Below are 21217 nucleotides of genomic sequence, written 5' to 3'. Positions count from 1 at the left end.
GGAATGATAAGATGTTACGCGAATTAATGATTAGAGATTTCGCCATCATTGAAAAACTTGATATTAATTTTGAATCTAAGATGACAGTTTTGACTGGTGAAACAGGTGCTGGTAAGTCAATAGTAATTGATGCTCTAGGACTCCTAGCTGGTAGTAGAGGTTCACAAGAATTTATTCGCAAAGGAGCTAACAAAGCAATTTTACAGGGCTTATTTGGTTTACCAAAAAACGTCAAAATAAAGCACGACGTAGAGAGTTTTGGAATTACAGCGGACGAGGATGTCTTAATTATTCAACGGGAACTTTATCGTAATGGCAGAAGTGTCTGTCGTATTAATAATACATTAGTAACACTCACAGCTTTGAAAAAAATTGGGAATCAGCTTATAGATATTCATGGACAAAATGAGCATCAGATGTTGATGAATTCAGAGAATCATATCGGTCTTTTGGATCAATACAATCAAAAAACTACAGATTTAAAAGTTAAATATAACAAATTATTTGAAGCTTATCGTGAGAAGCTAAGAATTCTAAAAAAAAGGCAATCTGATGAACAAAAGTGGGCTCAAAGATTAGACATGCTACAGTTTCAGGTTCAAGAGATTACCGAAGCTAATCTTGTTTTGGGAGAGGATGCAGATTTAGAAATTAAAAAGCAAAAGCTCGAAAATTTTCAAACTATTCGTGATGCTTTGTCACAAAGTTATGAACTTCTTTCTGGAGAAGAAGCTGATTTTCTAGGACACTTGGGGGATGCTGTCGAAGCAACTCAAAAAGTAGGTAATTTATCCGAGGACTTGCATAATATTGCAGATAATCTGTCGAGTGCATTCTATACTTTGCAAGATGCCGCACATGATATTTCGAACGAGTTAGACGTAATGGAATGGAACGAGGATGAGCTAAACCAGACGAATCAAAGACTGGAAGTAATCAAGCAACTTGAACATAAGTATGGTAATTCAATTGAAAAGGTTTTGGATTATTATAATAAGATTGAAAGAGAATTAGCACAGATGCAAAGTGCAGATGAAGATAGCGAGATTCAACAAAAAGCTGTTGATAAAACCTATAGCGAAGCATTGGCGACAGCAGAAAAATTGAGTCATGAAAGAACAAGGGCTGCAAAAAAATTATCAAATGCAGTCGAAATGCAATTGAAATCACTTTATATGGATCAAGCTAGGTTTGAAGTACACTTTGGAACTGATAAGACGGTATTAGCAAGTGATGGAATCGATCGTGTGGAATTTTATATTCAAACTAATCAAGGAGAAGCTAGTGGACCATTGGCAAAAATTGCATCCGGTGGTGAACTTTCGCGTATTATGTTGGCATTAAAGACGATTTTTTCGCAAGATCGAAACTTGACAAGCATTATTTTTGACGAAGTTGATACCGGGGTTAGCGGAAGAGTCGCTCAAGCAATGGCTGAGAAAATTAGTCAAATTGCGCAATTATCCCAAGTCCTATGTATCACACATTTACCACAAGTAGCTGCGATTAGTAATCATCATTATCTTGTTACTAAAGAGGTAATCAAGGGTCGAACTGAGACGAACATTGAAAAATTGAACGAAGAAAAAAGAATTACTGAAATTGCAAGAATGTTAGCTGGAACAGAAATCACGAAGCTAACAATGGAACATGCCAAAGAATTACTTGAAATGGCAAAAAAATTGCGCACTTAAAAATACCGCCTTCCAAAATCTGAGTAAGAACTAATTTTGGAAGGCGGTATTTTTAAGTGTGAATATTGTTTTATCGTTATGAAATAAGGTTGCGGTATAACCCGACAACTTTACCAAGAATTAATACTGAATCAAGAATAATGGGAGCCATCGTATCATTTTCAGGCTGTAATCGATAGTAACCATCTTCTTTGAAGAAACGTTTGCAGGTTGCTTCATCATCATCGTTCATCGCAATTACAATCTCACCGTTTTCTGCACTTTCTTGTTTGCGAATGATAACACGATCACCATTCAATATTCCAGCATTAATCATACTTTCACCACGAATGGTCAAAATAAAAAGGTTATCAGAGGAATTAAAGTCAGGTGGCAGTGGAAAGTATTCAGATGCTTCTTCCACGGCAAGAATTGGCATACCAGCTGTAACCGTTCCAAGCATTGGAATCGAATCTGCATGTTCTTCAATTCCTAATGCTTCTAGACCGACTGCCGTGAGTTCAATTGCACGCGGTTTTGTTGGATCTTTTTGGAGATATCCTTTTTTTTCAAGTCGTGCTAGATGCCCATGTACAGTGGAAGTTGATGATAAATCAACAGCTTGGCAGATTTCACGAACTGTCGGCGGATATCCCTTTTCATTGACTCGTTCATAAATGAAACGTAGAACTGCCATTTGTCTTTTTTCAGAAGCTTTTGTCATTTACGACACCTCAATCACATTATTAATAAAATAACTCTAACACAAATAAATATACATTACAAACAAACGTTCGTATTAGATGTTTGAAAATTATTATTTGTTAATGTATGATTAGTCTATTCAATAATAATCAGTAGTGAGGTAATGAAATGGCAGGTAAAATTTCACAGGAACTCATTAATCGAATTAATGAACTTTCGAAGAAGAAAAAAAGGATTGGTTTGACAAAAGAAGAATTAATTGAGCAAAAGAGCCTTAGGGAGGATTATTTGGCTGCTTTTCGAGCAACTTTTCGCAGTAATGTGGAAATGTTACAAGTTTTTAATAAAGATGGCAATGAAGTTACACCTGAAAAGGTCAAGAAAATTCAAAGAAAAAAAGGATTACGTGATGATTAGCCAAGTTTGAGCTTTATTTTTACTTAAAGATTGTGTAGAATTGTTATTTGAAACGACATGAAAGGAGCAATTCGTGATGTCAACCACAATTTGGGTGTTAATCGTTATCCTTGCGCTTGTCTTAGGCTTTGTTGGTGGATTCTTCGCTGCCCGTAAATATATGGAAAGCTATTTGAAGAAAAACCCGCCAATCAACGAAACAATGTTGAAGACAATGATGCTCCAGATGGGCCAAAAGCCTTCTGAGAAAAAACTTCATCAGATGATGAACGCAATGAAGTCACAAAACACGAAGAAATAAAAAAGTGCGGTGTGAGTCAGAGTTAAGATGACTCAACATAAAAAAGAAGCTCTGCCGAAACGTTTTGTTTTGGTAGAACTCCTTTTTTATTTAAACTAATTCTTAGTCTAAGTACCAATGACCCTATGATTTGCTCTTATCGATATAAACATAGTCTGGATTAATTTGTGTATCCAGTTTTTTGAATGATGAAGTCATTTCTGCAAGAATTGCTTGCTGTTGCTCATCTGTCAGTTTTTTGCGCGCATTGATAATAATCGGATCACCAAAAGCAACTGTAATTTTCCTTCTTTTAAGCAACCCCTTTGTTGTTGTAGGGCCTTGATAGACAGCAGGAATAATTGGAACACCTGCTAAACGTGCAATTAGCAAAACACCGCCCTTTAAACTTTGAGAGTGTCTTGTTCCAGAAGGAAACATGATTAAAGAAATATCACGTTTTTTAAGCCAATTGACAGGTGTTTTGATTACAGAAGGGCTTGGGTTTTTGCGATCAACTGGGAATGCGTTAGCATGGACCAGAATATAACGCAAAATTGGATTTTTAAACAATTCCTTCTTTGACATAAAAGAGAACTTCTTTGGTGCCGCGCCCAATGCAAAATAAATCATGTCAAACCAGGCACGATGAGGCCCAACAAGTATATAATTGCCCTTTGGGAGTTTTTCTTTATTAAGATAGTGTGCATTTCCATTGATTAAAAACACTATCCCACGTGCTACAATACGAATAAATGAATAGAACATCACGGGACATTCCTTTCTTAACAAATTATTTCAATGATAAGTATGCCTAATTTTGTGATGACATGCAAGTTAAAATGAAGGTGATATTAAAATGAAGCTTTACGAAAACGAACGAATTGACAGACTGTATTCAAATGAAGTTGGGATTATTCAAAGCGCAGATGTGTTTTCTTTTTCTCTTGATGCTGTTTTATTAGCGTCGTTTACTAGTGGATTACGAAAAAAAGATGGAAGATTAGTTGATCTGTGTGCTGGAAATGGGGCAGTTGGACTCTTCTTAACAAAAAAAGTGACTGGTCAAATCATCGGGGTCGAAGTTCAGGACCGTTTAGCAGATATGGCAAAGAGAAGTATCGAACTTAACGATTTAGAAGATAGAGTTCAGATATTAAATATTGATTTGGATAAAGCAACTGAATTCATAAAAAAAGATTCGGTTGACATTGTGACTTGCAATCCACCATATTTCTCAAATCTACCCACTAGTAAAAAAAATGATAATCCTTATTTGGCGATTGCACGTCATGAAATTTCTGTGAACCTTGAGCGAATTATTGAAGTTGCAAGTGATTTACTGAAGATGAATGGTAAAGCATATTTTATACATCGACCGGAAAGAGCAGCTGAAATCTTCGAATTAATGAGAAAACATCGACTCGCACCTAAAAAAGTACAGTTAGTTCATCCAAAAGCAGGAAAAGAAGCAAACATGATTTTGATTGAAGCAATTAAGGATGGGCGACCAAATGGTATCAGATTTATGCCAGCTATTATAGTATATAAAGACTCTGATGAATATACACCGTTATTGAGGGAGATTCTGTATGGGAAAAGTGAATAAAAACTATTTTTTTTATGTTTTGTTATGTGCTGATTTTACGCTATATGGGGGATTTACTAATGATATGAATCATCGACTGGCTGTTCACAACGCTGGAAAAGGTGCAAAATATACACGGTTAAAAAGCAGACGACCAGTGCAACTCTTATATCATGAAGCTTTTGATAATAAATCAGATGCGTTAAGGGCTGAATATGCATTCAAGCATCAATTGCGAAAGCAAAAATTAAAGTATCTTGAAGAGCATGGAATTAATATTAAAAAACTTAAAAAATAAAAGGCATTGCTAAATAGGAGCATTGAAGTTATTTTTCATGCTACAATGATAGATGGACAAAGATATTATTTTCTTGAGTAGAAGAAAGGTAGCTTAGTAATTAGTTTCTTCTGTCCCACCGTAGAATAGTGATATTTAATTTGGAGGTTCATGATGAAGTTTATAGCTTTTAATGTACGTGAAGATGAAGAAAAGTATTTTGTTCAATGGGAGAAAGAAACTGGTAATGAAGTTTTACGTTTACCAGATATGTTAGACATGAATTCTGTTGACAAAATTAAGGGGTTTGATGGAGTTCTAGCACTCCAAACAGGTACCTATCCAGATGAGATGTTTATTAAGTTCAAAGAGTTTGGTATTAAAGTATTTTCTATCCGTAATGTTGGCGTGGATAATATCAACCTTGATGCAGCAAGGAAAAATGGCGTAATAGTAACAAATGTTCCTGCATATTCGCCAAATGCAATTGCCGAATTTTCAGTAACTCAACTGATGCAGCTTCTTCGCAACACAACAATATTCAGAAATAAAGTTGCAAAGCAAGATTTTCGCTGGGCACCTTATGTAGGAAAAGAATTACGTTCATTGACTGTTGGTGTGGTCGGAACAGGAAGAATTGGACGAGCTGCAATTGATATTTACCGTGGATTTGGTGCAAAGGTGATTGCATATGATCTCTATCCCAATCCCGAATTGAAAAAACAAGGAATTTATGTTGGCAGTTATGATGAACTGTTTTCACAAGCTGATGTAGTTACATTGCATATGCCGGCGACGCCTAATGACTATCACTTGGTGGGTATAGAAAATCTTAACAAGATGAAGGATGGTTCGTACATTATCAATACGGCTCGTGGTGCATTGGTAGACACTGAAGCATTAATTGCGGCTTTAAAATCGGGAAAGCTCGCAGGTGCAGCACTAGATACTTATGAAAATGAAAGTGATATCTTTAATCATGATTTAAGCAATCAGAAGATAGAAGACAAAACTTTCAAGGAATTATTGTCGCTTGATAATGTTTTGGTAACGCCCCATGTTGCTTTTTACACGGAAACAGCGGTCGAGAATATGGTATTGATTGCTTTAAATAGCGCTAAAAGTGTTTGTGAGAATGGAACGGCAAATACAATTGTAAAATAAAAGAATAATTCTTGCGTTTTAATTTGAATTACGATATAATATTTCAGGTGCTTTATATCAGGCACTAATTCACACTTCGTACGATAGAAATCATATTGCTCATTTGAGTCTGATTTCAGTTGAATGCGGAGGAGGAAAAAAAATTATCGGAGGTATTTTGTATTATGGCAGTAATTAGCATGAAACAATTGCTTGAAGCTGGTGTTCATTTTGGACATCAAACACGTCGTTGGAACCCTAAGATGAAGAAGTATATCTTTACAGAACGTAATGGTATCTACATCATTGATTTACAAAAAACAGTTAAGTTAATTGATGATGCATATGACTTCATGAAGAGAGCAGCAGAAGATAACGGTGTTATTCTTTTTGTTGGTACAAAGAAACAAGCACAAGATGCAGTTGAAGAAGAAGCAAAACGCGCTGGTCAATACTTTGTAAACCATCGTTGGTTGGGTGGAACTTTAACAAACTGGGATACAATTCAAAAACGAATTAAGCGTCTTAAGGAAATTAAAGCAATGGCTGAGGATGGAACTTTCGATGTTCTTCCTAAGAAAGAAGTATCTTTGTTGCTTAAGCAAAAAGATCGTCTTGAGAAATTCTTGGGTGGAATTGAAGACATGCCTCGTATTCCAGATGCATTGTTTGTAGTTGATCCGCGTAAGGAAAGGATTGCAATCAAGGAAGCACGCAAGCTTAATATTCCTATTATTGCTATGGTTGATACAAACGCTGATCCAGATGAAATCGATGTTAAGATTCCTTCTAATGATGATGCTATCCGTGCAGTTCGCTTGATTACTGCTAAGATGGCTGATGCTATCGTCGAAGCTAATCAAGGCGAGGATGATATTGAATCCGTTGAAGAATCATTTAAAAATGCTGATGCAGTAGATTCAATCGAAGATATTGTTGAAGCTGTTGAAGGTAAAAATACTACCAAAGATGCTGAATAGTTAAATCTTAGGCTGTTTCCAACATTGGGCACATTAATGGCCTTAAAGTTAGGGACAGCCTTTTTATAATTTAGAAATAAGGAGGCCATAGTAATGGCAAAAATTTCTGCTTCTCAAGTTAAAGAATTGCGTGATAAAACAGGCGTAGGTATGATGGAGGCTAAAAAAGCTTTAGTTGCTGTCGATGGTGATATGCAAAAAGCTGTTGATTTCCTGCGTGAAAAAGGAATTGCAAAGGCGGCTAAGAAAAGTGATCGTGTTGCAGCTGAAGGTCTAGCTGATGTTGAAGTTTTCGATAACGTTGCAGCTGTTGTCGAAGTTAATGCTGAGACTGACTTTGTCGCACAAAATGCACAGTTTAAAGAACTAGTAAAGGCTGTTGCTATCAAAATTGCTGAAGCAAAACCAGCAAATATCGCAGAGGCGCTTAAAATTTCTACGGATAAAGGTACAATTAACGATGAAATCATTGAAGCAACTCAAGTTATTGGCGAAAAAATTACACTACGTCGTTTTAAATTAGTTGAGAAAACAGAAACACAAAATTTTGGTTCATATCTCCATATGGGTGGTAAGATTGCTTCACTTGTGCTTGTTGAAGGTGCTGACGAAGCAACTGCTAAAGATATTGCGATGCATGTTGCAGCAATTAATCCTAAATATGTTGACCGTAATGAAGTACCTGCTGAAGAACTTGCACATGAAAAGGAAGTTCTTACACAAGAAGCTTTGAATGAGGGCAAGCCTGAGAAAATTGTTGAGAAAATGGTCGAAGGACGCTTGAATAAATTCTTAGCAGAAATTAGTTTAACGGACCAAGAATTTGTCAAAGACCCAGACCAAACGGTTGCCAAGTATATTGCTTCAAAGGGTGGTAAGGTCATTTCATTCACTCGTTACGAAGTTGGTGAAGGTATTGAGAAAAAAGAAGATAATTTTATAGAAGAAGTTATGAATCAGGTTAAAGACTAATATTATATCGGACAACATGTTATTTAGTTTTCTATGCCTGTTGTCAAGTGGGGGATTGAAACTAATTAGTTTTGATACCCCTATTTATATGCAGTAAACTCTTTTTTTGAGATATTCAAGTTTGTCTAAGTATGATAGAATGAAGCATGAATATACTCAAGGTATGACACACAAATGATAACTATAGGAGGATCATCATGACAGATGTAAAGTATAAGCGCGTGATATTAAAGTTGAGTGGGGAAGCTCTTGCAGGTGATCAAAAAATTGGGATTAATCCTTTAGAAATCCGGAAAGTTGCTGAAGAAATCAAAGAAGTTTATGCTTTGGGTGTTCAAATTGCTATCGTGGTTGGTGGTGGCAATATGTGGCGTGGGGAAGCTGGGGCTCAGATGGGCATGGAGAGATCACAGGCAGATTACATTGGTATGTTAGGTACTGTAATGAATGCTCTTGCACTTCAAGATAACTTGGAATCATTGGATGTTCCCACTCGTGTTCAGACCTCAATTGAGATGCGTCAGATTGCAGAGCCTTATATTCGACGTAAAGCAATTCGCCATCTTGAGAAAGACAGGATAGTTATATTTGCTGCAGGAACGGGTTCACCATATTTTTCAACAGATACGACGGCTGCTTTACGTGCTTCAGAAATTAATGCAGATGTTATTTTGATGGCAAAAAACGGAGTAGATGGCATTTATTCGGCAGATCCATTAAAGGATCAGTCAGCTGTCAAGTTTTCAGAGGTTACACATCTTGATATCATTAATAAGGGGCTACAAGTCATGGATACAACCGCTTCATCACTATCTATGGACAACGATATTCCACTAGTAGTATTCAATATGAATGAACGTGGTAATATTCAAAGAGTTGTAAAGGGTGAATCAATTGGGACAACAGTGAAAGGAAAATAGACGATGAAAATAAATGATCCGATCTTAAAAAATGCACAAGAAAAAATGACAAAAGCTCAAGAAGCATTACAGCGTGAACTTGGAAACATCCGTGCGGGCCGCGCAAACGCTAGCCTTTTGAACAGAATTACGGTGGTATATTATGGTGCACCAACACCATTGAATCAAATAGCTCAGATTTCTATTCCAGAGGCACGCGTCTTAATGGTAACTCCTTATGATAAGTCATCACTCAAGGATATCGAACATGCTATTTTGGCATCAGATTTAGGAATCTCACCAGCAAATGATGGTTCAGCTATTCGTTTGGTGATTCCACAGTTGACTGAAGAGCGTCGCAAAGAAATCGCGAAAGAAGTCAAAGCTGAGGCCGAAAAAGCAAAAATAGCAGTTCGTAATGTTCGTCGTGACGCAATCGATGATCTTAAAAAAGCACAAAAAAATGGCGATTTGACTGAAGATGATTTACATAATCTAGAAGAGCAGGCACAAAAGCTTACAGACTCTTCAGTAAAGAGCGTTGATGGTATTCAGGCTGAAAAAGAAAAAGAAATTCTTGATGTTTAACGACAGCATAGTTAGTCACAGAGTACAACGGAGTGGCATGCTGGAAATTGATGATTGATATTTAATTTTCATTAATCAGTTTCCTAAGAGGCGATGCTTTTTGCTCCGTTGTTACTTTTTTGTTAAAATAAGTTTTGAACTTTAGTGGAGGTGAACTCTTGTTCTCAAAATTTATTAAAAATAATGATTTGGGGAAAACACTTCAGGAAATGGATGAAGAGCGTATTCCGCAACACATTGCTATTATTATGGATGGCAATGGACGTTGGGCCAAGAAGAGGCATTTGCCAAGAATTGCAGGACACAAGACTGCGCTAACAACCGTTAAAGAGATTACTAAAGCTGCAAGTAACTTTGGTGTCAAGGTTTTAACATTATATACTTTTTCGACAGAAAATTGGAAACGTCCCAAAAAAGAAGTTGAATTTTTAATGAGTCTACCAATTACTTTTTTTGATACCTTTGTTCCCGAATTAATTGAAAATAATATTCAAGTTAATGCAATGGGCGAGTTAGGTGAACTCCCACCTGAAACGTTAGCCGCCGTTAAGCGTGCAATTGCACAAACGAGTCATTGTACAGGAATGATTTTGAATTTTGCTATTAACTATGGTGGACGAGATGAGATAGTGGCTGCTGTAAAAAATCTGGCAGTGAAGGTTGAGAAAAAAGAATTAGTGGCTGATTCGATTAATGAAGACATGATTTCAGATGCATTAATGACGAGAAAATTGGCAAAATTGGCAAATCCTGATTTATTGATTCGTACAAGTGGGGAGCAGAGAATTTCCAATTTTTTACTTTGGCAACTTGCATATAGTGAGTTTATTTTCAGTGATGTTTTGTGGCCTGATTATACACCTGAAGATTTGTGTGAAAATATTATAGAATATCAGAAACGTGATCGCCGTTTTGGCGGTCTAAAGAAAGGGTAATCCATCATGAAACAACGTGTAATTACGGCAGTAGTTGCTCTAATCATTTTTGTTCCGCTAGTATGGTTAGGCGGGGTATTATTTGATATATTAGCTATCTTACTGGGCCTAGTTGCATTATCTGAGATTTTGATAATGCGCAAGAAATTATTGGTATCTCCTGAAGCTGTTATTTCAATGTTAGCCGCTTTAGCAGTACTTATTCCACAAAGTTGGTTGAATTTTTTGCCTAGTGATACGACAAGATTCACTATTTTTTATTTCTTTGTGTTGATTTTATTAATGTACACTGTAATCACAAAGAATCGTTTTTCTTTTGATGATGCAGGAATGCTAATTTTGGGAACGATTTACTCATCTGTAGGATTTCATTATTTAATGCAGGCAAGGAATGTTGGTATTTCAACTGTCTTTTATCTGCTGTTGATCGTTTGGTCTACTGATAGCGGAGCATATTTGGTTGGTCGCAAATTAGGTAAAAATAAGCTTGCACCACACATTAGTCCCAACAAGACTTGGGAAGGATCAATTGGTGGCGTAATTATTGCAATAGTAATTGCGGGTGGATTCACACTAATTTATCCGCAAAATTTCGGTCTCGTATCAGTATTATTGATAACACTGATTTTATCGATTGTTGGACAAATGGGGGACTTAGTTGAATCAGCACTAAAACGTTTCTATGGGGTAAAGGATTCGGGAAGAATTTTACCAGGGCATGGGGGAATTTTAGATCGCTTTGATTCATTATTGTTTGTCTTGCCAGTTGCACACTTTATAGGGTTAATTTAAAAACATTCTATTTTGAAAGGAAGCTAACATGCTAATTACAATTGTGACATTTATTATTGTTTTTGGGGTTCTGGTAGTTGTTCATGAATTTGGACATTTCTATTTTGCAAAACGTGCTGGGATTTTAGTGCGCGAATTTTCAATTGGCATGGGTCCCAAAATTTTTGCGCACCAAAAAAACGGTACGACTTATACAGTTCGGATACTTCCTTTAGGTGGATATGTAAGGATGGCAGGTCTTGAAGACGATGATGATTCATTGAAGCCAGGTACCACAGTTAGTTTGCTTTTGAACCAAGATGATGTGGTCGAAACAATTAATGCAAGTAAGAAGAAGACTTTGATTTCCGGAATACCAGTTGAAGTTGTCAAATGGGATCTTGAAAAAGATCTTTGGATTGAAGGCTATGAAAATGGTGAAGAAGATAAATATCGGCGCTTTCCAGTTCTACATGATGCATCAATTATTGAAGAAGATGGGACAGAAGTTAGGATTGCTCCAATTGATGTTCAGTTTCAATCCGCAAAACTTTGGCAGAGAATATTAACAAATTTTGCGGGTCCGCTCAATAATTTTATATTGACAATCGTTGCGTTTACTTTGGTTGCAGTTATTCAAGGTGGTGTAGTAACTTCTGAAAATTCTACAAAGATTGGTGGTTTTGCTACAAGTTCTGTGGCGAAAAAAGCAGGCTTGAAAGTTGGCGATGAAATTGTCGCTGTTAATGGGCATAAAACTGCTAGTTGGCAGAAGCTCTCATCATATGTAAATGCTGCTCCTGGTAAAAAAATTAAAGTGACTTATAGCCGTGATAATCAGAAAAAAACGGTTGGATTGACTCCTAGAGTTCAGAATCAAAATGGTAAAAAAATAGGACTGATTGGTATTACCGCTAAGACACATACTGATTCTTCATTTATGGCAATTGCGGCCTATGGTTTTACAAAAACCTGGGCTACAATGGTAGCGTTGCTCGCAGCTATTGGAGGAATTTTCACACATGGATTCAGTTTGAATGACCTTGGTGGACCGGTTGCAATTTATTCTTATACTTCAGAAGCTGCACAATATGGATTGACAAGTGTAATTAGCCTATTGGCATTTCTCTCAATTAATCTTGGAATTGTAAATCTTTTTCCCATTCCAGCATTGGATGGCGGAAAGATAGTTTTGAATATCATAGAGGGAATCAGAAGAAAACCATTGTCACCTGAAAAAGAAGGGATGATTACCTTAATTGGGTTTGGCTTTTTAATGCTCTTAATGGTACTCGTAACATGGAATGATATTCATCGTTATTTCTTTAATTAAGAATTTACTAGCAGTCTTAAATGATTACTGGTGTTCGTTCAAAAAGGGGATTAGTTATGAAACAATCAAAAATTTTGATACCTACTGTTAAAGAGGTACCAAGTGACGCAGAAGCACTTAGTCATAAATTAATGCTTCGTGCGGGTTATGTTAAACAAATTACAGCAGGCATGTATGCTTACTTGCCTCTTGCACACAAGGTCTTAACAAAAATTCAGCAAATTATTCGAGAAGAAATGGATGCAATTGACGCTACGGAAATGCTGGTTCCTGCCGTTATTCCGGCTGAACTTTGGCAAGAATCTGGTAGATATGAAACCTATGGGCCTGCAATGTTTAAGTTAAAGGACAGGCATGAACGTGATTTTATTTTGGGACCAACACATGAAGAAACGTTCACTTCAATAATTCGAGATTCAATTAAGTCATACAAAAAGTTACCATTAACTCTGTATCAGATTCAAATGAAATATCGTGATGAAAATCGACCACGCTTCGGATTATTGCGTGGCCGCGAGTTTTTAATGTTTGATGGTTATTCATTTCATGCAACGCAAGATAGTTTAGACAGTGTTTATAGTCAAATGGAAGAAGCATATCAAAATGTTTTTGAGCGCTGTGGCTTAGATTTTCGCTCAATCATTGGCGATGCTGGCGCAATGGGTGGTAATGATTCCAAGGAATACATGGCAATTGCAGATATTGGTGAAGACACAATCGTATATTCGGATGGTAGTGATTATGCCGCAAATCTGGAAATGGCAAAGAACTTGAGAATTACTAAGACATCACATGAAAGCAAACGTGACTTGAAGAAAACAGCAACTCCAAATGTAAAAAAGGTTGAAGAAGTTGCTGCGTTTCTTGATGCAACTGCCGACGATGTTTTGAAGACTCTGTTACTGTATGTTGACGAAAAGCCAACGATTGTTTTACTCCGTGGAATTGATGAACTCAATGAGGTTAAGTTAAAAAATTTCTTGGGCGCAAAAGAAGCTCGCATGGCAACTGAGGAAGAAACAGTTAAGCTCCTTGGAGCTGATTTTGGTTCAGTTGGACCAGTTGGAATTTCAAAGAATTTACGAGTTATTGCCGATGTTGACGTTGAGAAAATGAGTAATGGAATTTGCGGAGCTAATGAGGATGGGTATCATTTCATTAACGTTAACGCTCCTAGAGATTACGAAGTTGATGACTATGTCGATTTGAGAATCGTTCGTGAAGGTGAGACGTCTCCTGATGGGCAAGGATTGCTGAAGTTTACCAGAGGAATTGAAATCGGACATATTTTCAAGTTAGGGACACGTTATTCTAACGATTTAAAAGCAAATGTACTTGATGAAAATGGACGACAAGTACCAGTTATTATGGGTTGTTATGGTATAGGTGTATCTCGTCTTTTATCAGCTATTATTGAGCAAAATAGTGATGAAAATGGGATAATTTGGCCACAGACAATTGCTCCTTTTGATATCCACGTTGTTCCAGTTAATTCAAAAAATGATGTACAAGCTAGATTAGCCGATGAGGTTACGTCTGACTTGCAAAGTGCTGGCTATAGTGTCTTGGTAGACGATCGTAGAGAGCGTGCAGGGGTTAAGTTTGCTGACTCAGATTTAATGGGATTACCTGTCAGAGTAACAATTGGGAAGAAAGCTGAAGAAGGCATTGTTGAAGTTAAGCTTCGCCGCAATGGAGAAACAGTTGAGGTTCGGCGTGAAGAATTGCAGAACGCGATTAGTATCTTGCTTTCAGAAGAAAAAGAAGATTAAAATATGAATTGGTTTTGATTTGTTTCAATAAAAGATGAAGGTGATTGCTTTTTATCGCTTTCGTCTTTTATATTTTATAATTTCATTGATTAGTACTAGAAATTCTTACAGAGAGTAATTTTTAGTGATAGAATTTAAGTATTATAGTTACTTTGAATAATTGTGAAAAGAAAGGAAGTTCAGTTTGGGAATTGATAAGAAAACACTATTTCAGAAATTACTTTTGCAATTGAATTGGAATATAAAAGATGAAGAAAAAATAATTTTTGACAGCACTCAAATTGAAGATGTGGAATTACATCATATTTCACAAAGATGGGATTTTACATTTAAGACAGACGATATTTGGCCATTCTCGCTATTTGAAGAATTTTCACAGAGTTTGGAAGAAAGCTTTAGAAATATTGCGCATGTTAGGATTTTCTTCAACATAGAAAAGCCGCAAATGAATAAACGAAATCTTGGTGAATATTGGAACTGGGTACTTAAGCACTGTGGTGTTACTTCTCCGTTTGTTCAAGAACTGACTTTTGGTAAAGTGCCTTATTTGGACGATCAGAGAGTAATACTTGAAGCAGACAACGAAATCCTAAAGAAGTTTCTTGTGAATCAGGCACTTGGCCCAATCGAAGATACCTATCGGCAAATGGGTTTCCCAAAATTTGCTATCCATACAATGATTGATGAGTCAAAATCACAGAAAAAAATTGCTGAATTCAAGGCACAAAAGGCAAAAGATGATGAACAATTAGCACAAAAAGCACTTCAGGCAATTCAGCAGCAAAATCAGCAAAAACAAGAAAAGTCCCTTCCAAAAATCGAAGGTCTAGTCGTGATGGGCAAAAAAATTGATGATAAAAATGAAATTACTCAGATGGTTAGTATTACCGAAGAAGAACGCTCTGTTATTATTCAAGGGTATATCTTTGATAAAGAGGTGCGAACATTGAGGTCCTCGCGGAAACTACTAATTTTGAAGGTAACGGATTATAGTTCTTCGATCATTGTAAAAAAATTCTCGCGAAACGATGAGGATGAAGCATGTTTTGATGCAATTGCTGAAGGTCAGTGGGTAAGAATCCGTGGAAGTGTTCAAGAAGACAATTTTATGCGAGATCTCGCAATTAACGCATTCGACATTAATCAGATTTCTCACGAGGCCCGTAAGGATACGGCGCCAGAAGGACAGAAACGTTCAGAGCTGCATGTTCATACAAATATGAGTATGTTGGATGCTACTAATAACATCACAGATTATATTAAACAGGCGGCAAAATGGGGACAAAAAGCAATTGCAGTGACAGATCACAGTACACTGCAAGCTTTTCCTGAAGCCTATGCTGCTGGAAAGAAAAATGGGGTTAAGGTTCTTTATGGCGTTGAAGCTAATGTTGTAGATGATGGTATTCCAATTGCTTACAATGAAGTACACACGGATCTCAAAGATGCTACCTATGTAATTTTTGATACTGAGACAACAGGCTTATCTGCCCGATTCGACAAGGTAATTGAACTTGCAGCCGTCAGAATGCGGCAAGGAACGGTTTTAAAAAGTTTTGATATGTTTATTGATCCAGGACATCCACTATCACAAACAACTATTAATCTAACAGGTATCACAGATGACATGGTTAGAAATTCAAAGCCTGAAAAGGAAGTCTTTGAATTATTTCAAACTTTTTGCGGTGACAGTATTATTGTTGGTCATAATGCGACTTTTGATGTTGATTTCATGAATATCGGTTATGCGCGCCATGGCTTACCAGAGATTAAGAATCCTTGGATTGATACTTTACCATTAGCACGGCTTTTATATCCTGAACTAAAGAGTTTTCGACTGAATCGGCTTGCTAAGTTGCTTAATGTTGATCTAGAACATCATCATCGTGCAATCTTTGATGCTGAAGCGACAGGTTATATTTATTTTGCAATGCTCAAGGAAGCTAATGAGCAATTTAAGATTGAGTTCCAAGATGATTTTAATAAACATGCGGGTGAGGTTGATGCATATAAGCATGGTTTCCCATTCCACGCTACAATTATTGCTCAAACACAAGAAGGATTAAAAAACCTATTTAAATTAGCATCATTATCGATGGTCAAGTATTACTATCGTGTACCAAGAATCCCACGTTCCGAACTTGTGAAATACCGTGAAGGGCTTTTAGTGGGGTCGGCTTGTTCTAGTGGCGAAGTTTTTGTAGCAATGATGCAAAAGGGTTTCGATGAGGCTAAAAAAAAGGCACGTTTTTATGATTATTTGGAGATTCAACCAAAGCCATTATATGCACCATTAATTGAACAAGAAATGATCAAAGATAATAAGAATCTTGAGACAATCATCAAGAATATGGTTGATTTAGGGGAACAACTTCAAATACCGGTCGCTGCGACTGGTGATGTTCATTTTTTGAATAAAGAAGATGCGATCTACCGCAAGATTCTAATTCATTCGCAAGCAGGAGCCAATCCGCTTAATCGTTTGAAAGAGCTGCCGGATGCTCATTTTAGAACAACTGATGAAATGATTGAAGGCTTAAGCTTTCTGGGTGAGGAACAGGTTCAAAAAGTTGTGGTAACTGATCCGCAAAGGATAGTGGATATGGTTGATGAAGTCTCGCCTGTTAAAGACAAACTTTATACGCCTAAAATGGATGGTGCTGAAGATGAAATTCGCAATCTTGCGTTGAATAAGGCACATGAGCTTTATGGTGATGAACTTCCGTCAGTTGTTCAAGAACGGCTGAATAAGGAGCTCAAGAGTATTATCGGAAATGGTTTTTCGGTAATCTATTTGATTTCACAAAAGCTTGTTTTTAAATCTAATAAAGATGGATATTTGGTGGGCTCGCGTGGTTCTGTTGGTTCTAGTCTTGCGGCTACAATGACAGGAATAACGGAGGTTAATCCATTGCCGCCTCATTATCGCTGTCCAGAGTGCAGATGGAGCAAGTTCTATGAAAAAGGTGAGTATGGTTCTGGGTTCGACCTGCCTGATATGGATTGTCCAAAATGCGGTACAAAATTGATTAAGGATGGACAAGATATTCCTTTTGAAACTTTCCTAGGGTTCTATGGGAATAAAGTACCTGATATAGATTTGAACTTCTCTGGTGATTACCAGCCAATTGCGCATAACTATACAAAAGTGTTGTTTGGTGAAAATAATGTTTTTCGAGCAGGAACGATTGGCACAGTTGCCGATAAGACTGCTTATGGTTATGTTAAGGCTTATGAACGTGATACTGAACAGACGTTTCGTGGAGCAGAAGTGGATCGCTTAGCAAAAGGGGCGACAGGTGTAAAAAGAACAACAGGACAACATCCTGCGGGCATTTTGGTTGTGCCTGATTATATGGATATTTATGATTTTACACCTATTCAATATCCGGCTGATGATTTGTCAGCAACTTGGAAGACAACGCATTTTGATTTTCATTCAATTCATGATAATATTTTGAAACTCGATATTCTGGGCCATGATGATCCTACAATGATCAGAATGCTGCAAGATCTTTCGGGAATTAATCCACAATCGATACCGACTGATGATCCGGGTGTTATGAAGCTCTTTTCAGGAACAGACATTTTAGGTGTAACTCCTGAACAGATTGGGTCTAACACAGGAACGCTTGGAATTCCTGAGTTTGGAACAAGATTTGTCAGAGGAATGCTTGAGGAAACTAAGCCCAAAACTTTTGCGGAGTTACTTAAGATTTCAGGGCTTTCGCATGGGACGGATGTCTGGCTTGGCAATGCAGAAGAATTGATAAAAAATGGAACTGTTACGATGCCTGAAGTTATTGGTTGTCGTGATGATATTATGATGGACCTGATTCACATGGGTGTTGAAGCAGATCGTGCATTCAAAATAATGGAGAGTGTGCGTAAAGGAAAAGGAATTCCTGACGATTGGCAAGTTGAGATGCGTGAAGTTAAGGTGCCTGAATGGTATATTGACGCTTGTCTTAAGATAAAGTACATGTTCCCCAAGGCTCATGCCGCTGCATATGTTTTGATGGCATTGCGAATTGCTTATTTTAAAGTGTACTTCCCATTAGTTTATTATTCTGCTTATTTCAGTGTTCGCGCGGATGATTTTGATCTTGTTGCGATGTCTCGTGGTAGTGAGGCGGTTAAAGCTGCTATGAAGGAAATAAACGATAAGGGGATGGATGCTTCAACCAAGGAGAAAAATCTGCTGACAGTGTTGGAAGTTGCTAATGAGATGCTTGAACGTGGTTACCAATTCAAGATGGTTGATTTGCACCAGTCCGCCGTCTCTGATTGGTTAATTGACGGTAAAACACTGATTGCACCGTTTAATGCAATGACTGGTTTAGGAACAAATGTAGCTAAACAGATTGTTGCGGCACGCGAAGAAAAAGAATTTCTTTCAAAAGAGGATTTAGCAAAACGAGGTAAAGTTTCGAAGACGTTGATTGAATTTATGACAGAAAATCATGTGCTTGATGAGTTGCCAGATGAGAATCAATTGAGTTTATTTGAATCATTATTTTGATACACAGTGTTTATTTGTCAAAACAGGTAGTGCATGGTATAATGGCAATGTAATTAAGTAACTCGTTGGGAGTGAGCAGTGATGCTCGCTCTTTTTATTGCAACCACTAAGACTCTACTTTGAAGTAATAAAAAAAGGAGGTTGACTTGTGAGTACTGTAGTTGAAACAGTCACTGAGCTGGTTACGCCAATTTTGGAAGTTGGTAATTTCGAATTGGTGGATATTGAATTTGTTAAAGAGGGAAAAAATTGGTATTTGAGAGTTTTCGTTGATAAAGAAGCTGGTATTAATATTGAAGATTGTGCAATGATAAGTGATAAGATAAGTGAAAAGTTGGATGAATGCGATCCAGATCCTATTGAACAGGCTTATTATCTGGAAGTTTCTTCACCCGGTGCGGAAAGACCATTAAAAAAAGAGAATGATTATGAACGCGCGTTAAACAAATATATTCATGTGTCACTTTATCAGCAGCTTGCAGGTTCAAAGGTCTTTGAAGGGACAATGACTGAACTGACAAAGAGCTCTCTGAAGCTTGAGTATATGGATAAAACACGCAGGAAAGAAATTGAAATACCACGGGCTAAGATTGCAAAAGCAAGATTAGCAATTAAATTTTAGATTTGTTAAGGAGAAAATTTAGATGAGTAAGGAATTACTAAATGCATTAGATGCATTGGAAGTCGAGAAGGGAATTAAGAAAGATGTTGTCTTAGAAGCACTCGAGGCAGCTCTTGTGTCTGCTTACAAGCGTAACTATGGGCAAGCGCAAAATGTTGAAGTTGAATTCGACAAAACACGTGGAGATATTCACGTGTTTGCAGTCAAAGAAGTTGTTGCTGAAGTTTTTGATTCACGTCTTGAAGTTAGTCTTGAAGAAGCATTTCAGATCAATCGTGCTTATGAAATTGGTGACACGATTAGGTTTGAAGTCACACCTAAGAACTTCGGGAGGATTGCTGCGCAAACAGCCAAGCAGGTTATTATGCAACGCGTACGTGAAGCAGAGCGCGGAATTGTTTACGATGAATATATTCAGTATGAAAATGAAATCGTGACAGGTGAAGTTGAACGACATGATCATCGTTATGTATACGTTAATCTTGGTAAGGTTGAGGCTGTGTTGTCTCATCAAGATCAGATTCCTGGTGAAGAGTATAAGTCACATGATCGTATCAAAGTTTACATTTATAAAGTCGAGAATACGTCAAAAGGGCCACAGGTTTTTGTAAGCCGCTCACATCCTGATTTATTGAAACGGTTGTTTGAACAAGAAATTCCTGAGATTTTTGACGGAACGGTTGAGATTATTTCAATTGCTCGTGAAGCTGGTGATCGTGCTAAAGTTGCTGTACGCTCACATAGTGAAGGTGTTGATCCTGTTGGAACTTGTGTTGGACCTCGCGGTGAAAGAATTCAGACAATTGTTAATGAACTTAAGGGTGAGAACATGGATGTCGTTGAATGGCGTGAGAATTCAGCTGAATTTATCAGTAATGCACTCAACCCAGCTGAAGTTATTGATGTTCAGTTCAACCCAGAGAATGAACGTGCTTGCACCGTGATTGTTCCGGATAATCAGTTGTCGCTTGCAATTGGTAAGAAGGGACAGAATGCACGTTTAGCAGCTAAATTAACAGGTTTTAAAATTGATATTAAATCTGAATCAGAATTTGCAAAAATTTCTGATGTTGCAGATGATGCAAAGCCTAATACTGAAGAAGACTAATTATAAATTCTTTGATAAAGGAGATGATTAGATGGCAAAACAACGTAAAATACCTATGCGCAAGGATATTGTTTTAGGAGAAATGAAGCCCAAAAAAGAACTTGTTCGTATTGTGAAGAATAAAGAAGGCGAAGTCAGTATTGACCCAACTGGTAAAAAGCCAGGTCGTGGAGCATATATTTCGTTAGATGTTGCGGTAGCTAAAAAAGCGAAAGATGAGCGTACATTCGATAAAACTTTTGGAATAAAAGTACCTGATGAGTTTTATGATGAATTAGTTGCGTTTGTTGACCATCAAGCAGCACGCAGGGAACTATTTGGCAATGATTGATAAAAGTCAAAGGGTTTTGCAGATGCTTGGACTTGCTAGAAGAGCTGGCAAGTTGACTACTGGTGAAGAAGGCGTCTTGAAGAGAGTTAGGTCGCGGAAAGCGCAACTTGTTTTTGTTGCCAGTGATAGTTCAGAAAGAACTAAAAAGAAGTTTATAGACAAGTGTAAGAGCTATCAAGTCAATATAAATTGTGATTTTACCCAGCAAGAACTTAGTTTGGCAATTGGAGCGAAACGAAATATGCTGGCAATTGATGATTTAGGTTTTAGCAAGAAAATTATAATGCTATTGAGTTGATGT

Annotated in this window: 21 protein-coding genes; 19 read left to right on the top strand and 2 right to left on the bottom strand. The window is 37.2% G+C overall.

Translation table 11 applies throughout. The annotated features are described in order from the left end of the window. The first annotated feature begins 11 nt into the window (after positions 1 to 11). Positions 12 to 1694, top strand: a complete 1683-nt coding sequence (gene recN, locus FFX44_RS01310) for a DNA repair protein RecN (protein ID WP_289977169.1) — start codon at positions 12 to 14, stop codon at positions 1692 to 1694. 76 nt (positions 1695 to 1770) lie between these two features. On the opposite strand, the gene lexA is transcribed toward recN, so the two are convergent. Beyond that, complete coding sequence (lexA, locus tag FFX44_RS01305) at positions 1771 to 2397, bottom strand: transcriptional repressor LexA (protein ID WP_289977168.1); 627 nt, start codon at positions 2395 to 2397, stop codon at positions 1771 to 1773. A gap of 149 nt (positions 2398 to 2546) precedes the next feature. On the opposite strand from lexA, the gene FFX44_RS01300 reads away from it, so the two are divergent. Together FFX44_RS01300 and FFX44_RS01295 are read left to right on the top strand one after the other, a co-directional pair. Further along, on the top strand, positions 2547 to 2795 hold the full coding sequence (locus tag FFX44_RS01300; protein ID WP_289977167.1) for a DUF896 domain-containing protein: 249 nt from the start codon (positions 2547 to 2549) through the stop codon (positions 2793 to 2795). 76 nt (positions 2796 to 2871) lie between these two features. Continuing rightward, a complete protein-coding gene (locus FFX44_RS01295) occupies positions 2872 to 3096 on the top strand; it encodes a YneF family protein (RefSeq protein WP_141053728.1) in 225 nt (74 codons plus the stop codon). Positions 3097 to 3219: 123 nt separating this feature from the next. Here FFX44_RS01295 and FFX44_RS01290 read toward each other — a convergent pair whose 3' ends face one another. Further along, on the bottom strand, positions 3220 to 3843 hold the full coding sequence (locus tag FFX44_RS01290) for a 1-acyl-sn-glycerol-3-phosphate acyltransferase (protein ID WP_289977164.1): 624 nt from the start codon (positions 3841 to 3843) through the stop codon (positions 3220 to 3222). A gap of 91 nt (positions 3844 to 3934) precedes the next feature. Between FFX44_RS01290 and FFX44_RS01285 the strand changes: the two genes are divergently transcribed. The 16 genes from FFX44_RS01285 (at position 3935) to FFX44_RS01210 (ending at position 21214) form a co-directional block, all read left to right on the top strand. Then, the gene (locus tag FFX44_RS01285) at positions 3935 to 4684 is read left to right on the top strand and encodes a tRNA1(Val) (adenine(37)-N6)-methyltransferase (protein WP_289977162.1); all 750 of its coding nucleotides are present in this window, start codon (positions 3935 to 3937) and stop codon (positions 4682 to 4684) included. After that, a complete protein-coding gene (locus FFX44_RS01280; protein WP_289977161.1) occupies positions 4668 to 4961 on the top strand; it encodes a GIY-YIG nuclease family protein in 294 nt (97 codons plus the stop codon). Before FFX44_RS01285 ends, FFX44_RS01280 begins: the two co-directional genes overlap by 17 nt. Before the next feature lie 153 nt (positions 4962 to 5114). Continuing rightward, positions 5115 to 6104 (top strand): D-2-hydroxyacid dehydrogenase, encoded by a 990-nt coding sequence (locus FFX44_RS01275; protein WP_289977160.1) that lies wholly within the window; start codon positions 5115 to 5117, stop codon positions 6102 to 6104. A 164-nt stretch (positions 6105 to 6268) separates the two neighbouring features. Further along, entirely contained in the window at positions 6269 to 7063 is a 795-nt protein-coding gene (gene rpsB / locus FFX44_RS01270) for a 30S ribosomal protein S2 (protein WP_289977159.1), read from the top strand. 93 nt (positions 7064 to 7156) lie between these two features. Continuing rightward, on the top strand, positions 7157 to 8035 hold the full coding sequence (gene tsf, locus FFX44_RS01265; RefSeq protein WP_289977158.1) for a translation elongation factor Ts: 879 nt from the start codon (positions 7157 to 7159) through the stop codon (positions 8033 to 8035). Positions 8036 to 8232: 197 nt separating this feature from the next. After that, the gene (pyrH, locus tag FFX44_RS01260; RefSeq protein ID WP_289977157.1) at positions 8233 to 8955 is read left to right on the top strand and encodes a UMP kinase; all 723 of its coding nucleotides are present in this window, start codon (positions 8233 to 8235) and stop codon (positions 8953 to 8955) included. Between the two features lie 3 nt (positions 8956 to 8958). Further along, positions 8959 to 9522, top strand: a complete 564-nt coding sequence (frr, locus tag FFX44_RS01255; protein WP_289977156.1) for a ribosome recycling factor — start codon at positions 8959 to 8961, stop codon at positions 9520 to 9522. Positions 9523 to 9680: 158 nt separating this feature from the next. Continuing rightward, the gene (locus FFX44_RS01250) at positions 9681 to 10457 is read left to right on the top strand and encodes an isoprenyl transferase (RefSeq protein ID WP_289977155.1); all 777 of its coding nucleotides are present in this window, start codon (positions 9681 to 9683) and stop codon (positions 10455 to 10457) included. 6 nt (positions 10458 to 10463) lie between these two features. Then, complete coding sequence (locus FFX44_RS01245) at positions 10464 to 11249, top strand: phosphatidate cytidylyltransferase (protein WP_289977154.1); 786 nt, start codon at positions 10464 to 10466, stop codon at positions 11247 to 11249. 28 nt (positions 11250 to 11277) lie between these two features. Then, complete coding sequence (gene rseP, locus FFX44_RS01240) at positions 11278 to 12561, top strand: RIP metalloprotease RseP (protein WP_289977153.1); 1284 nt, start codon at positions 11278 to 11280, stop codon at positions 12559 to 12561. Positions 12562 to 12617: 56 nt separating this feature from the next. Then, complete coding sequence (locus tag FFX44_RS01235) at positions 12618 to 14333, top strand: proline--tRNA ligase (protein ID WP_289977151.1); 1716 nt, start codon at positions 12618 to 12620, stop codon at positions 14331 to 14333. A gap of 184 nt (positions 14334 to 14517) precedes the next feature. Continuing rightward, the gene (locus FFX44_RS01230; protein ID WP_289977149.1) at positions 14518 to 18855 is read left to right on the top strand and encodes a PolC-type DNA polymerase III; all 4338 of its coding nucleotides are present in this window, start codon (positions 14518 to 14520) and stop codon (positions 18853 to 18855) included. A 148-nt stretch (positions 18856 to 19003) separates the two neighbouring features. Then, complete coding sequence (gene rimP / locus FFX44_RS01225) at positions 19004 to 19477, top strand: ribosome maturation factor RimP (RefSeq protein WP_289977147.1); 474 nt, start codon at positions 19004 to 19006, stop codon at positions 19475 to 19477. Positions 19478 to 19499: 22 nt separating this feature from the next. Continuing rightward, positions 19500 to 20585 (top strand): transcription termination factor NusA, encoded by a 1086-nt coding sequence (gene nusA, locus FFX44_RS01220; RefSeq protein WP_289977146.1) that lies wholly within the window; start codon positions 19500 to 19502, stop codon positions 20583 to 20585. A gap of 31 nt (positions 20586 to 20616) precedes the next feature. Then, positions 20617 to 20916 (top strand): YlxR family protein, encoded by a 300-nt coding sequence (locus tag FFX44_RS01215; RefSeq protein WP_289977144.1) that lies wholly within the window; start codon positions 20617 to 20619, stop codon positions 20914 to 20916. Continuing rightward, the gene (locus tag FFX44_RS01210) at positions 20909 to 21214 is read left to right on the top strand and encodes a ribosomal L7Ae/L30e/S12e/Gadd45 family protein (RefSeq protein WP_289977142.1); all 306 of its coding nucleotides are present in this window, start codon (positions 20909 to 20911) and stop codon (positions 21212 to 21214) included. Before FFX44_RS01215 ends, FFX44_RS01210 begins: the two co-directional genes overlap by 8 nt. Positions 21215 to 21217 lie beyond the last annotated feature (3 nt).

This window comes from Lactobacillus sp. UCMA15818 (genome assembly GCF_030400225.1).
Lineage (GTDB): Bacteria > Bacillota > Bacilli > Lactobacillales > Lactobacillaceae > Liquorilactobacillus.
Note: the sequence above shows the minus strand (reverse complement) of the source record. Positions and strands in the feature narration are given on the sequence as shown.